Origin of the sequence: Delftia acidovorans NBRC 14950, assembly GCF_001598795.1 — a bacterium.
GTDB lineage: Bacteria > Pseudomonadota > Gammaproteobacteria > Burkholderiales > Burkholderiaceae_C > Comamonas > Comamonas acidovorans.
Genome location: NZ_BCZP01000004.1, coordinates 190,082 through 202,997 on the forward strand (window position 1 = coordinate 190,082; position 12,916 = coordinate 202,997).

Annotated in this window: 11 protein-coding genes; 4 read left to right on the forward strand and 7 right to left on the reverse strand. The window is 68.7% G+C overall.

The genetic code is table 11. The annotated features are described in order from the left end of the window. Window positions 1-21: 21 nt before the first annotated feature. From DA1_RS06960 to DA1_RS06985, 6 genes are all read right to left on the reverse strand, one after another. Window positions 22-735 carry an ABC transporter ATP-binding protein gene (locus DA1_RS06960; RefSeq protein ID WP_373861017.1) on the reverse strand — a complete coding sequence of 238 codons (714 nt, stop codon included), beginning with the start codon at window positions 733-735 and terminating at the stop codon, window positions 22-24. After that, the gene (locus DA1_RS06965; RefSeq protein ID WP_034397552.1) at window positions 728-1,486 is read right to left on the reverse strand and encodes an ABC transporter ATP-binding protein; all 759 of its coding nucleotides are present in this window, start codon (window positions 1,484-1,486) and stop codon (window positions 728-730) included. Before DA1_RS06965 ends, DA1_RS06960 begins: the two co-directional genes overlap by 8 nt. After that, complete coding sequence (locus DA1_RS06970) at window positions 1,479-2,546, reverse strand: branched-chain amino acid ABC transporter permease (RefSeq protein ID WP_034397551.1); 1,068 nt, start codon at window positions 2,544-2,546, stop codon at window positions 1,479-1,481. Before DA1_RS06970 ends, DA1_RS06965 begins: the two co-directional genes overlap by 8 nt. 3 nt (window positions 2,547-2,549) lie before the next feature. Then, complete coding sequence (locus DA1_RS06975; RefSeq protein ID WP_013799989.1) at window positions 2,550-3,422, reverse strand: branched-chain amino acid ABC transporter permease; 873 nt, start codon at window positions 3,420-3,422, stop codon at window positions 2,550-2,552. 42 nt (window positions 3,423-3,464) lie between these two features. Then, entirely contained in the window at window positions 3,465-4,628 is a 1,164-nt protein-coding gene (locus DA1_RS06980) for an ABC transporter substrate-binding protein (protein ID WP_034397549.1), read from the reverse strand. Between the two features lie 164 nt (window positions 4,629-4,792). Continuing rightward, window positions 4,793-6,385, reverse strand: a complete 1,593-nt coding sequence (locus DA1_RS06985) for a benzoate-CoA ligase family protein (RefSeq protein WP_051941026.1) — start codon at window positions 6,383-6,385, stop codon at window positions 4,793-4,795. A gap of 174 nt (window positions 6,386-6,559) precedes the next feature. Between DA1_RS06985 and DA1_RS06990 the strand changes: the two genes are divergently transcribed. The 4 genes from DA1_RS06990 to boxA all read left to right on the forward strand — a co-directional run bounded on the left by DA1_RS06990 (window position 6,560) and on the right by boxA (window position 12,150). Then, window positions 6,560-7,474 (forward strand): helix-turn-helix transcriptional regulator, encoded by a 915-nt coding sequence (locus DA1_RS06990; RefSeq protein ID WP_034397548.1) that lies wholly within the window; start codon window positions 6,560-6,562, stop codon window positions 7,472-7,474. A 193-nt stretch (window positions 7,475-7,667) separates the two neighbouring features. Continuing rightward, on the forward strand, window positions 7,668-9,338 hold the full coding sequence (boxC, locus tag DA1_RS06995; RefSeq protein WP_034397547.1) for a 2,3-epoxybenzoyl-CoA dihydrolase: 1,671 nt from the start codon (window positions 7,668-7,670) through the stop codon (window positions 9,336-9,338). Window positions 9,339-9,376: 38 nt separating this feature from the next. Further along, a complete protein-coding gene (gene boxB, locus DA1_RS07000; protein ID WP_012202013.1) occupies window positions 9,377-10,804 on the forward strand; it encodes a benzoyl-CoA 2,3-epoxidase subunit BoxB in 1,428 nt (475 codons plus the stop codon). A gap of 26 nt (window positions 10,805-10,830) precedes the next feature. Further along, window positions 10,831-12,150 (forward strand): benzoyl-CoA 2,3-epoxidase subunit BoxA, encoded by a 1,320-nt coding sequence (gene boxA / locus DA1_RS07005; RefSeq protein ID WP_034397545.1) that lies wholly within the window; start codon window positions 10,831-10,833, stop codon window positions 12,148-12,150. On the opposite strand, the gene DA1_RS07010 is transcribed toward boxA, so the two are convergent. Further along, window positions 12,144-12,905: an aspartate/glutamate racemase family protein gene (locus DA1_RS07010; protein ID WP_034397544.1), complete on the reverse strand. Its 762-nt coding sequence runs from the start codon at window positions 12,903-12,905 to the stop codon at window positions 12,144-12,146. The genes boxA and DA1_RS07010 overlap by 7 nt on opposite strands. Window positions 12,906-12,916: the final 11 nt, after the last annotated feature.

Below are 12,916 nucleotides of genomic sequence, written 5' to 3' on the forward strand. Positions count from 1 at the left end.
AGTCCTCCGCCCACCACCATCTCAAACCCCCAGCAACTCCGACAGGCGCTCCGGCTGCGCCAGCAGCTCCCGCGAGTCGGCCTGCAGCGCCAGCCGGCCCTTGGCCATGACCACGGCGCGGTCGGTGTGGGCCAGGACCTTTTTGTAGTCGCGGTCCACGATCAGGGTGGAGATGCCGGTGCTGCGGATGGCGGCGATCACGCGCCAGATTTCGGCGACGACCAGGGGGGCCAGGCCTTCGGTGGCTTCGTCGAGGATGAGCAGGCGCGGGTGCGTCATCAGCGCGCGGCCTATGGACAGCATCTGCTGCTCGCCGCCAGAGAGCTGGTCGCCGCCGTTGGCCAGGCGCTCCGCGAGCCGGGGGAAGGTGTCGAGCACGCGCTCCAGCGTCCAGTGGCGCTCGCCCTGCAGGCCGGGGCGGGCGCTCATGACCAGGTTCTCGCGCACGCTGAGGTTGGGGAAGATGCCGCGCCCCTCTGGCACATAGCCAATGCCCAGCCGCGCCATGCGCTCGGGCGGCGCGCCCGTGCAGTCGTGGCCATCGGCGCGCAGGCGGCCGGAGCGTGCCGGAACATAGCCCATGAGCGTGCGGATCAGCGTGGTCTTGCCCATGCCGTTGCGTCCCAGCAGGCCCACGGCCTGGCCCGCGCCCAGCGCCAGGCTCACGCCCTGCAGGATGTGGCTGTCGCCGTAGTAGGTATGCAGCTCGTCGATGGCGAACATGGGCTCACTCATGGTCTTCTCCCAAGTAGGCTGTACGCACGACCGGATCGACACGGATCTGCGCGGGCGTGCCCGTGGCCACCACGCTGCCGTTGACCATCACGGTGATGCGGTCGGCGATGCGGAACACGGCGTCCATGTCGTGCTCGACCAGCAGTACCGCATGGCCGCGCTTGAGCTCCTGCAGCAGGGCAAGCATGCGCTCGGTTTCCTCGGCGCCCATGCCGGCCAGCGGCTCGTCCAGCAGCAGCACGCGCGGGCCGGTGGCCAGGCACATGGCCACTTCCAGCTGGCGCTTGGCGCCATGGCTCAGCGTGCCGGCCACGGCCAGCGCCTGCCCGGCCAGGCCCGCACGCTCCAGGGCCGCATGGGCCTGGCGCAGGCTGGCCGCGCAGCGCTGTGCGGACAGGCCCAGCTGCCAGGGCCTGAGCGCCATCTGCGCCTGGGCCGCGAGCCGGCAGTTCTCCAGCGCCGAGAACTCGGGAAAGATGGTGGTGCGCTGGTAGCTGCGGCCCACGCCGGCACGCGCGCGCCGGGGCTGGGGCATGCGCGTGACGTCCTGGCCCGCGAGCGCGATGCGCCCCGCGCTGGCCGCCAGCTCGCCCGAGAGCATGTTGACCAGGGTGGACTTGCCCGCGCCGTTGGTGCCGATCACGGCATGGACCTCGCCCTCGTGCAGGTCCAGGTCCACGCCGCCCACGGCCGTGAGCCCGCCGAAGCGGCGTGTGAGGCCGCGCACCGAAAGCAGTGCCGCATCAGCCATGGTCGGCCTCCTTGTGGCGGGCCTCGTTGTGCACTCCAGCGCGTTGCCGAGCAAGGCCCGCCAGCCCGATCAGCCCCATCAGTCCTTTCGGCAGCAGGGCCACGAGCACGATGATGGCCAGGCCCAGGCTCAGCTGCCAGTGATCGGCCATGGGGCCGACGATGGCATGCGTGGACAGCACCTCCTTGAGCGCGATGAAGGCCACCGTGCCCAGCACGGCGCCGCGCAGCGAGCCCAGGCCGCCGAGGATGACCATCAGCAGCACCTCGCCCGAGTGGTGCCAGGACAGCAGCTCGGGGTTGACCACGGCATCGCGCACTGCCAGCAGAAAGCCCGCCACGCCAGCCAGCATGCCAGCCAGCACGAAGGCCGCGAGCTTGTACCCGTAGGTTGTGAAGCCGGCCGCACGCATGCGCTGTTCGTTGACGCGTATGCCCGCCAGCGCCGCGCCGAAGCGCGACTGGCGCAGCCCGGCCAGGAAGGCATAGACCAGCACCAGGGCCACCAGCACCACGTAGTACTGCACGCGCGGGATTTCCATGTCGATGGCGCCCAGCGCGGGCCGGGCCATCAGGTAGATGCCGTCGCTGCCGCCGCCGATGCCCGTGTCGTGGACCACGAAGTAGGCCATCTGTGCGAAGGCCAGCGTCACCATGATGAAGTAGATGCCGCGCGTGCGCAGGCTCAGCAGGCCCACCAGCAGCGCATAGCCGCCCGAGGCCAGCAGCGCCCAGCCCAGCATGGCCGGCAGGCTGCCGCCCTCGTTGCCTGCGGACAGCACGGCGGCATAGGCGCCCAGGCCCATGAAGGCCGCATGCCCCAGGCTCACCAGGCCCGTGCCGCCCACCAGCAGCTGCAGACTGAGCGCGAAGATGGCCAGGATCATGGTCTTGACCACCAGGCCCGACAGATAGTCCGACCACCAGGGGCCGGCCAGCGCCAGCAGCGCCACGCAGGCCAGCGGCACGGCGCAGGCCTGCCATCGGCAGGCGCGCTTCGGCATCTGAACAGGCTGCACGGCGGCTGCCAGCAGGGCCGGAGAAGGATTGGATACGGCCATTGTTCAGCTCCTTTGCCCCATCAGGCCCTGGGGCCGCCACACCAGCACCACCGCCATCAGCAGGTAGACGCTCATGCCGCTGAGCTCCTGGAAGAACAGCTTGCCGAAGGTATCGACAAAGCCCACCAGCAGCGAGGCCAGCAACGCGCCCGTGATCGAGCCGATGCCGCCGATCACCACCACCACGAAGCAGATGATGAGCACGTTGCCGCCCATGCCCGGATAGACCGAACTCATGGGTGCGGCGATCATGCCCGCCAGTGCCGCCAGCGCCACGCCGATGGCGAAGACGATGCGGTACAGGCGCTTCACGTCGATGCCCAGGCCGCGCACCATGTCGCGGTTGCTGGCGCCCGCGCGCACCATCATTCCCAGGCGCGTGCGGTTGACCACCCAGTACAGCGCCAGCGCCACCAGCAGGCACACGCCCGAGGCGAACAGCCGGTACCACGGATAGCTCATGAGCCCGCCCAGCGAGAAGCTGCCCGACAGCCAGCCGGGCAGCGGCACGCCATGCACGTCGTTGCCCGCCAGCAGCGAGCGCAGCTCCTCGAACACCAGGATCAGCCCGAAGGTCATCAGCACCTGCTGCAGGTGCTCGCGCTCGTAGAGGTAGCTGAAGAAGGCCCACTCCAGCGCATAGCCCAGCACCACGGTCAGCGCCACGCCGGCCAGCAGCATGGTGATGAAGTGCTGGCCCAGCAGCGGGGACAGCGCAAAGGCCATGTAGGCGCCGATCATGTAGAAGCTGCCATGGGCCAGGTTGATCACGCCCATGATCCCGAAGATCAGCGTCAGGCCGGAGGCCAGCAGGAACAGCAGCAGCCCGTACTGGACGGCGTTCAGGCACTGCACGAGAAAGGTGGCAAGGTCCATGGCGATGTCCGTATGCGTCCGTATATGAGTGCGCCCCGCGCCTCACATGCGGCAGCCGCGGCCGGTATCGCCCAGGGCCTTGATGGCCACGCCCATGCGCTGGTTCTCCTTGCCCACGACCTTGCGCAGGTACATGTCCTGCACGGGGTTGTGCGACTTGCTGATGGTGAAGTCGCCGCGCGGGCTGGGGATGGTGGCCTTCTCGATGGCCTGGCGGAACTCGGCCTTCTTCGCGATGTCGCCGCCCGCCGCCTTCAGGCCCACGCCCAGCATCTGGGCGGCGTCGTAGCCCTGCACGGCATACACATCGGGCATCAGCTTGTAGGCCTGGGCATAGGCGGAGCGAAAGCGCCGGTCGCGCTCCGTGCCCAGCTCGTCGGCGTAGTGCAGCGTGGTCAGCACCCCCTGGGCGGCCTCGCCCTGGGCCTCCAGCGTGCCGTCGGTCAGAAAGCCCGAGCCGTACAGCGGGATGGTCTTGTGCAGGCCGGCCGCGTGGTAGTCCTTGACGAACTTGACGGCGCCCGCGCCCGCGAAGAAGGCAAACACCGCATCGGGCCTGGCCGCCGCGATCTCGGTCAGCAGGGCCTGGAACTCCACGTTGGGAAAGGACACGGTGAGCTGCTTGCTGACCTTGCCGCCCTCCTTCTCGAAGCCTTCCTTGAAGGCATTGGTCATCTCCTCGCCGGCCGCGTATTTCCAGGTGATGGTCATGGCGGTTTTCCTGCCTTCCTGCCTGGCCGCCACCACGCCCATGGGATAGGAGGACTGCCAGTTGGAGAAGGACGAACGGAAGATGTTGGGCGCGCACATGGCGCCCGTGACCGCATCGGCGCCCGCATTGGGCACGATGAGCACGGTCCCGCTTTCCTTGGCCGCGCGCGCCATGGCCATGGCCACGCCCGAATGCACGGTGCCCACCAGCACATCGACCTTGTCGCGCTTGATCAGGCGGTTGACGTTGTCCGTGGCCTTGGCCGGATCGGACTCGTCATCGACCTTGAAGAACTCGATCTCGCGCCCGCCCAGCCTGCCGCCCTGCTCGTTCACGAACATGCGAAAGCCGTTCTCTATGGCCGAGCCCAGCGCCGCATAGGTGCCGCTGTAGGGCAGCATGAAGCCGACCTTGATCCTGTCCTGCGCATATGCGCCGCAGGACAGGGAGGCCGTCAGGGCGAGGACGGCCCAGTGTTTGCGATCGGTGTTCATGCGTGTCTCCTTGTGGTCGATGGGTCTTGCTTTGCGGGTCTTGCTCACACAATTCATTTCGGTTCTCCATGGCACTGCCACGCCCCTTGAAACTGGCGCGTCCCAAAGCGAGGGACACCGAGGAAGGGCCGCCCCGCACCGAGGGTGTCGTCCCCCTCCCTCGCTCAGCGAGTAGAGAGGGGGAAGCCGCGTAGCGGCTCAGGGGGTGTACTGGCTTCGCGCTCTCGGAGCCTGAAACGCTGGATCTTTCCGGTGGCGGTCTTGGGAAGTTCGTCCACGAACTCGATGAAGCGCGGGTACTTGTAGGCGGCCAGGCGCTGCTTCACGAAGGCCTTGAGCTCGGCCTCGGTGGCGCTGCAGCCGTCCTTGAGCACGACGAAGGACTTGGTCTTGAGCAGGCCGTCGGCGTCGGTCTTGCCGATCACGGCGGCCTCCAGCACGGCCGGGTGCTGCATCAGCGTGGCCTCGACCTCGAAGGGCGAGACATAGATGCCGCTGACCTTGAGCATGTCGTCGCTGCGCCCGGCATAGGTGTAGTAGCCATCGGCGTCGCGCACGTACTTGTCGCCGCTCTTGAGCCAGCCGCCCTGGAAGGTCTCGCGCGTCTTGTCGCGGTTGCCCCAGTACATGAGGGCGGCGCTGGGGCCCTGGATGAACAGGTCGCCCACCTCGCCATCGGCCACGGGACGGCCGTCCTCGCCGCGCAGCTCCACGCGGTAGCCGTCCACTGGCTTGCCCGTGGTGCCGTAGCGGATGTCGTCGGGCCGGTTGGACAGGAAGATGTGCAGCATCTCGGTGGAGCCGATGCCGTCCACGATGTCGGCGCCGAAATGCGCCTTGAAGCGCTGGGCGATCTCGGCCGGCAGCGCCTCGCCGGCCGAGGAGCACATGCGCAGGCTGACCTGCTCGCGCGCGGGCAGCAGCGGCGAGGCCAGCATGCCCGCAAAGCCCGTGGGCGCGCCGAAGAACACCGTGGGCCGGTGCTGCACCCAGCGCGCAAAGGTGGCCTCGGGCGTGGGCCGCTCGGCCATCAGCAGCACGGTGGCGCCCACGCTCAGCGGAAAGCTCAGGGCATTGCCCAGGCCGTAGGCGAAGTAGAGCTTGGCGGCGGAAAAGCAGATGTCGCCTTCGCCCAGACCCAGCACCGGGCCGCCATAGAGCTCGGCCGTCCAGTACGGATTGGCATGCGTGTGGACCGCGCCCTTGGGCTTGCCCGTGGAGCCAGAGGAATACAGCCAGAAGCCCGGGTCATCGCCCAGCGTGGGCGCCGGTGCGGGCAGCGGCGGCTGCGCCGCCAGCCAGGGCTGCAGGGGCGCAAAGCCTGCGGCGCGCGCCGCCGCTTCGTCGCCGGCCACCCAGACATGGCGCACCTCGTTGGGCGCCCGGTCCAGCGCCTGGCGCAGCAGGGGCAGCAGCGCATCGCAGGTCAGCACGGCCTGGGCGCGGCTGTGGCCCAGCATGTAGGCGTAGTCGTCGGCCGTGAGCAAGGTGTTCACCGCCACCGGCACCACGCCCGCATACAGCGCGCCCAGAAAGGCCACGGCCCATTCATGGCGGTCGTGCATGAGCAGCAGCACGCGCTCCTCGCGGTGGATGCCTGCCGCCAGCAGGCCGCTGGCCATGCGCTGCGCCTGCTGCTGCAGCTGGCCGTAGCTCAGCGTGCCGTGGTCGTCGATGTAGGCGATCTTGCCGGGCCGCCCCTCATTGAGCGCGAACAGGTGCGCGGCGAAATTGAAGGGCTGGGTGAAGTCGATCATCGGGGTCTCCTTCGACATCGGGCATCCGGCCCGACTTGTGATCTTCCGCACAACATGCAATATTGTGCGTGCATCAGAAAGATAGTTAGAACACCATCGAGCGTCAAGCACTATATTGCATGGCTGGTGTTAACCCCGACTGTTTATCATTCACGCCCTCTTCAAGGAAACTCTATGGACCAGTTCGAGACGGCAGCCCAGTCCGCCGGGGCGGCGGATTCCCTCTCAGAAGCCCCCAGGAACCAGGTGCTGCAGGCGCTGGGCGAGCGTGTGCGCAGCCTGCGCTCGCGCCGGGGCATGACGCGGCGCGCCCTGGCGGCGGCGGCCGATGTCTCGGAGCGCCATCTGGCCAACCTCGAATACGGCACGGGCAATGTGTCGGTGCTGGTCCTGCACCATATTGCACAGGCGCTGCAATGCTCCATGGCCGAGCTGCTGGGCGACGTGACCACCACCAGCGCCGAATGGCTGCTGATCCGCGAGCTGCTGGAAGGCCGCGATGAAGAGGCCCTGCGCCGCGTGCGCCTGGCCGCAGGCGAGCTGCTGGGCACGGCGCCCAGCGACCGCCAGCGCCACACGCGCATTGCCCTGATCGGACTGCGCGGCGCGGGCAAGTCCACGCTGGGCCGCATGCTGGCCGAGCAGCTGGGCGTGCCCTTCCTCGAACTCAACCAGGAAATCGAGCGCATTGCGGGCTGCAGCGTGCGCGCCATCCACGACCTGTACGGTGCCAACGCCTACCGCCGCTACGAGCGCCGCGCGCTGGAGGAGGCCGTGCAGATCTACAGCGACGTGGTCATCGCCACGCCGGGCGGCATCGTCTCCGACCCGGCCACCTTCAACGAGCTGCTGTCGCACTGCACCACGGTCTGGCTCAAGGCCCAGCCCGAGGAGCACATGGCCCGCGTCGTGGCCCAGGGCGACACCCGCCCCATGGCCGCCAATCCCGAGGCCATGGACGATCTGCGCAGCATCCTCGAAGGCCGCGCCGGCTTCTACGCCAAGGCCGACCACGTGGTGGATACCAGCGGGCAGACGCTGGAGCAGAGCTTCGATCAGCTGAAGGCACTGTTCCTGCCCGCACGCTGAGACGGCGGCAGCAACCCACGGCATCCAGGCCCCAGGCCTGGATTTTTTCGCCTGTGCTGGCTGGTGTTTACCCTGGAGATACCCAAAACACGCACTATCGTGCGTGTTGTTGCGTGCATTTTCTGGATGAATCTGCATAATTGTGCCTGCACCGTATCTGCGACTGCACTATTTTTCATCCAAGAGGCCGTCCATGCACCCGTCCAGCCCCACTGTCGATTACCGCACCGAGCCCGCCCAGTACCGCCACTGGTCGTTCACCGTCGAGGGCGCCATCGCCCGCATGCAGCTGAACATCGCCGAGGACGGCGGCATACGGCCCGGCTACAAGCTCAAGCTCAACAGCTACGACCTGGGCGTGGACATCGAGCTGCACGACGCGCTCAACCGCATCCGTTTCGAGCATCCGCAGGTGCGCACCGTCATCGTCACCAGCGGGCGCGACCGCATCTTCTGCTCGGGCGCCAACATCTTCATGCTGGGCGTGTCCAGCCATGCCTGGAAGGTGAACTTCTGCAAGTTCACGAACGAGACGCGCAACGGCATCGAGGACAGCTCGCGCCATTCGGGCCTGAAGTTCCTGGCCGCCGTCAACGGCGCCTGCGCAGGCGGCGGCTACGAGCTGGCCCTGGCCTGCGACGACATCGTGCTGATCGACGACCGCTCCTCCTCCGTCTCCCTGCCCGAGGTGCCGCTGCTGGGCGTGCTGCCCGGCACGGGCGGCCTCACGCGCGTGACCGACAAGCGCCATGTGCGCCATGACCTGGCCGACATCTTCTGCACCAGCGTGGAAGGCGTGCGCGGCCAGCGCGCCGTGGACTGGCGCCTGGTGGATGCCGTGGCCAAGCCCGCGCAGTTCGAGGCCGTGGTGGCCGAGCGCGCGCAGCGCCTGGCCGAAGGCAGCACGCGCCCCGCCAATGCGCAGGGCATCACGCTCACGCGCCTGGAACGCGAGGCCACGGACGATGCGCTGCACTACCGCCATGTCAGCGTGCAGATCGACCGCGCGCGCCGCAGCGCCACGCTGACCGTGAAGGCGCCCACGCTTGGGCAGGGTCCGCAGCCCGACACCCTTGAAGCCATCGAGCAGGCCGGCGACGCCTGGTGGCCGCTGGCCATGGGCCGCGAGCTGGACGACGCCATCCTGCACCTGCGCACCAACGAGCTGGACGTGGGCACCTGGCTGCTCAAGACCGAAGGCGATGCCGCCGCCGTGCTGGCCGCAGGCGCCGCCCTGCTGGCCCACCAGGACCACTGGCTGGCGCGCGAGACGCTGGGCCTGCTGCGCCGCAGCTTTGCGCGGCTCGATGTGTCCTCGCGCACGCTGTTCGCGCTGATCGAGCCCGGCTCCTGCTTCGTGGGCATGCTGGCCGAGCTGGCCTTCGCGGCCGACCGCGCCTACATACTGGTGCTGCCCGATGACACCGAGCGCGCCCCGCGCATCCAGCTGGACGAATTCAATTTCGGCCTGCTGCCCCTGGTCAACGACCAGTCGCGCCTGCAGCGCCGCTTCTACGAGGAAGCCGCACCGCTGGAGGCCGCGCGCGCCGCCACGGGCCGCGCGCTGGACGGCGACCAGGCCCTGGCCCTGGGGCTGGTCACGGCCGCGCCCGACGACATCGACTGGGACGACGAGATCCGCATCGCCATGGAAGAGCGCGCCGCCATGTCGCCCGATGCGCTCACGGGCCTGGAGGCCAACCTGCGCTTTGCCAGCCGCGAGAACATGGTCACGCGCATCTTCGGGCGCCTGTCGGCCTGGCAGAACTGGATCTTCAACCGCCCCAATGCCGTGGGCGACAAGGGCGCTCTCAAGCTCTACGGCACGGGCCAGAAGGCCGGCTTCGACTTCAACCGCGTCTGACCGCAGGCACGCCCCGAAACATCCACGGAGACCCCACCATGAGCGCCATCAACTACAGCGAGAAGATCCCCAACAACGTCAACCTCGGCGAAGACCGCACCCTGCAGCGCGCGCTGGAGAGCTGGCAGCCCAACTTCCTGAACTGGTGGGGCGACGTGGGCCCCGAAGGCTCCACCGACTACGACGTCTACCTGCGCACCGCCATCAGCGTGGACCCCCAGGGCTGGGCCCAGTTCGGCCACGTGAAGATGCGCGACTACCGCTGGGGCATCTTCCTGAACCCGGCCGAGGCCGACCGCAAGGTGCACTTCGGCGATCACGCGGGCGAGAAGGCCTGGCAGGACGTGCCCGGCGAGCACCGCGCCAACCTGCGCCGCATCATCGTCACCCAGGGCGACACCGAGCCCGCCTCGGTGGAGCAGCAGCGCCACCTGGGCCTGACCGCGCCGTCCATGTACGACCTGCGCAACCTGTTCCAGGTCAACGTGGAAGAAGGCCGCCACCTGTGGGCCATGGTCTACCTGCTGCACAAGCATTTCGGCCGCGACGGCCGCGAGGAGGCCGAGGCCCTGCTGGAGCGCCAGTCCGGCGACGAGAACAACCCGCGCATCCTGGGCGCCTTCAACGAGAAGACGCCCGATTGGCTGTCCTTCTTCATGTTCACCTACTTCACCGACCGCGACGGCAAGTTCCAGCTGGCTGCGCTGGCCGAAAGCGCCTTCGACCCGCTGGCGCGCACCACCAAATTCATGCTGACCGAGGAGGCCCACCACATGTTCGTGGGCGAGTCCGGCGTCTCGCGCGTGCTGCAGCGCACCTGCCAGGTCATGAACGAGCTGCGCACCGACGACGTGGGCCGCCTGCGCGCGGCCGGCGTGATCGACCTGCCCACGCTGCAGCGCTACCTGAACTTCCACTACAGCGTGACCATCGACCTGTTCGGCGCCGACCAGTCCAGCAATGCCGCCACCTTCTACAGCAGCGGCCTCAAGGGCCGCTACGAGGAAGGCAAGCGCGCGGACGACCACCGCCTGCACGACCAGCACTACAAGGTGCTGGAGGTCGTGGACGGCAGGCTGCAGGAAAAGGAAGTGCCCATGCTCAACGCGCTCAACGAGGTGCTGCGCGACGACTACATCAAGGACTCCAACGCGGGCGTGGGCCGCTGGAACAAGGTCATGGAAAAGGCCGGCATCGATTTCCGCCTTACCGTGCCGCACAAGGCCTTCAACCGCCAGATCGGCGCGCTGGCCGGCGTGCGCATGAGCCCCGACGGCCGCGTGGTCAGCGAGCAGGAATGGCGCATGCGCGAGGGCGAATGGCTACCCACGGACGCCGACCGCGCCTTCGTCGCCTCGCTCATGGGCCGCTGCGTGGAGCCGGGCCAGTTCGCGGGCTGGATCGCGCCGCCGGTCATGGGCATCAACCGCCAGCCCGTGGATTTCGAATACGTGCGCTTCAACTGAAGCGCCGCGCCAGCAGGGAGTCGCCCATGACAGTCGCCTTGGTAGAACACGGCATCCTCACGCAGCACCTGATCGACCCGGAGATCTGCATTCGCTGCAACACCTGCGAGGCCACCTGCCCCGTGGGCGCCATCACGCACGATGACCGCAACTACGTGGTCCTGGCCGAGCAGTGCAACGGCTGCATGGACTGCGTCTCGCCCTGCCCCACGGGCGCCATCGACAACTGGCGCAAGGTGCCGCTGGCGAGCGCCTATCCCGTGGCCGAGCAGTTGCTCTGGGACGAGCTGCCCGAGGAGCTGCCGCCTGAGGCGCTGGTTCAGGCACAGGACACAGGGGACGCACCTGCCGCCGAGGACCTGAGCCAGGCCCAGGCCGTGATCGCGGCGGCGGCCACGCGCGGTGCGGATGCGGCCCGGCCCGACGACCAGGCCGATACCCAGGTGTTGCGCAGCGCCAGCTACGGCGCCACCGTGCCGCCCTGGTCGGCCGCCCATCCGTACACCAACCTGCATGGCCCCAGGAGCCCCGTCACGGCCACCGTGGTCGGCAACCTCAACTGCACGGAGGCGGGCTTCGACAGCGAGACCCACCACATCGTGCTGGACTTCGGCAGCCAGCCGTTCCCCGTGCTCGAAGGCCAGTCCATCGCCGTCATCGCACCCGGCACCGATGCCCAGGGCCGCCCGCATGTGGCGCGCCAGTACTCGGTGGCCAGTGCGCGCAATGGCGAGCGGCCCGGTTACAACAACCTGGCGCTGACCGTGAAACGCGTCACCCAGGACCACCAGGGCCGCCCCGTGCGCGGCGTGGCCAGCAACTACCTGTGCGACGCACGCATCGGCGACAGGGTCCAGGTCATAGGCCCCTTTGGCCAGTCGTTCCTGATGCCCAACCATCCCCGCTCGCACATCGTGATGATCTGCACGGGCACGGGCAGCGCCCCCATGCGCGCCATGACCGAATGGCGCAGGCGGCTGCGCAAGAGCGGCAAATTCGAGGGCGGCAAGCTCATGCTGTTCTTCGGCGCACGCACGCCGCAGGAGCTGCCCTACTTCGGCCCGCTGCAAAGCCTGCCGCGCGACTTCATTGACAACAACCTGGCCTTCTCGCGCGTGGCCGGCCAGCCCCGGCGCTACGTGCAGGATCTGCTGCGCGAACGTGCGGCCGACCTGGCGGCCCTGCTGCGCGACGACAACGCGCACTTCTACGTCTGCGGGCTCAAGAGCATGGAGGAAGGCGTGGTGCTGGCACTGCGCGACGTGGCGCAGCAAGCCGGGCTGGACTGGGAGCAGGTCGGCGCGCGCCTCAAGCGCGAAGGCCGGCTGCATCTGGAGACTTATTGAATCGCCACAGGCCCATACGCATCGCTGGCCAGGGCCTGGGCCAAGATCCAGGCCGGGTCCACCAGTTCGGCGCCGCGCGCCAGCGGCGACTGCGGCAGGGCCAGCGGGATCTCGGTGCAGCCCATGATCACGGGCACATCGCCATGGCGCTGCAGCAGCGGCGCCAGCACCTCGCCGAAACAGCGCGCGGCCAGGTCCATGTCGCCCTGCTTGACGCCGTCGTAGATGCCCTGCATGAGCCGCGCGCGGCCCTGCGCATCGGGCTGCAGCGCGGTGATGCCGCACTCCCTCAGCGCCGCGTCGTAGAGCCCGCTGTCATAGGTGCCCTGCGTGGCCAGCACGATGGCCTGCTGCGCGCCGCCGGCCTGCAGGTGCAGGGCGGCCTGGCGCGCGATGTGCAGCACATGCAGCTGCGGAAACAGCGCCTGCAGCTGCCCATGCCAGGCATGGGCCGTGTTGCAGGCCAGGGCCACGCTGCGCACCCCCAGCGCCGCCATGCGGCCCACGCCCTGCAGCAGGTGCTGGGCCGGCCCCGTGGGCGACTGCGGGTCCTGGCGCAGCGCCGCGCTGCGGTCGGGCATGGGCAGTTGCACCAGCCAGTGCTCGGGATAGGCCTGGTCATGCACGGGCAGGCCCTGCTGCTGCAGGTGCGCCGTGCAGGCCTGCACGAACAGGCGCACGAAATCCGCGCCTGCGGCCGGCCCCATGCCCCCGAGAATGCCCACCGCGCGCGGGGGCTGAAGCTGCTGCTGCATGCTGCGATCCG

Excerpts from the sequence above, each read along its gene's own strand:
- DA1_RS07010 (WP_034397544.1), bottom strand. The coding sequence starts at position 12,905 with ATGCAGCAGCAGCTTCAGCCCCCGCGCGCGGTGGGCATTCTCGGGGGC.
- DA1_RS06965 (WP_034397552.1), bottom strand. The coding sequence starts at position 1,486 with ATGGCTGATGCGGCACTGCTTTCGGTGCGCGGCCTCACACGCCGCTTC.
- DA1_RS06985 (WP_051941026.1), bottom strand. The coding sequence starts at position 6,385 with ATGATCGACTTCACCCAGCCCTTCAATTTCGCCGCGCACCTGTTCGCG.
- DA1_RS06990 (WP_034397548.1), top strand. The coding sequence starts at position 6,560 with ATGGACCAGTTCGAGACGGCAGCCCAGTCCGCCGGGGCGGCGGATTCC.
- DA1_RS06975 (WP_013799989.1), bottom strand. The coding sequence starts at position 3,422 with ATGGACCTTGCCACCTTTCTCGTGCAGTGCCTGAACGCCGTCCAGTAC.
- boxC (WP_034397547.1), top strand. The coding sequence starts at position 7,668 with ATGCACCCGTCCAGCCCCACTGTCGATTACCGCACCGAGCCCGCCCAG.
- boxB (WP_012202013.1), top strand. The coding sequence starts at position 9,377 with ATGAGCGCCATCAACTACAGCGAGAAGATCCCCAACAACGTCAACCTC.
- DA1_RS06970 (WP_034397551.1), bottom strand. The coding sequence starts at position 2,546 with ATGGCCGTATCCAATCCTTCTCCGGCCCTGCTGGCAGCCGCCGTGCAG.
- DA1_RS06980 (WP_034397549.1), bottom strand. The coding sequence starts at position 4,628 with ATGAACACCGATCGCAAACACTGGGCCGTCCTCGCCCTGACGGCCTCC.
- boxA (WP_034397545.1), top strand. The coding sequence starts at position 10,831 with ATGACAGTCGCCTTGGTAGAACACGGCATCCTCACGCAGCACCTGATC.
- DA1_RS06960 (WP_373861017.1), bottom strand. The coding sequence starts at position 735 with ATGAGTGAGCCCATGTTCGCCATCGACGAGCTGCATACCTACTACGGC.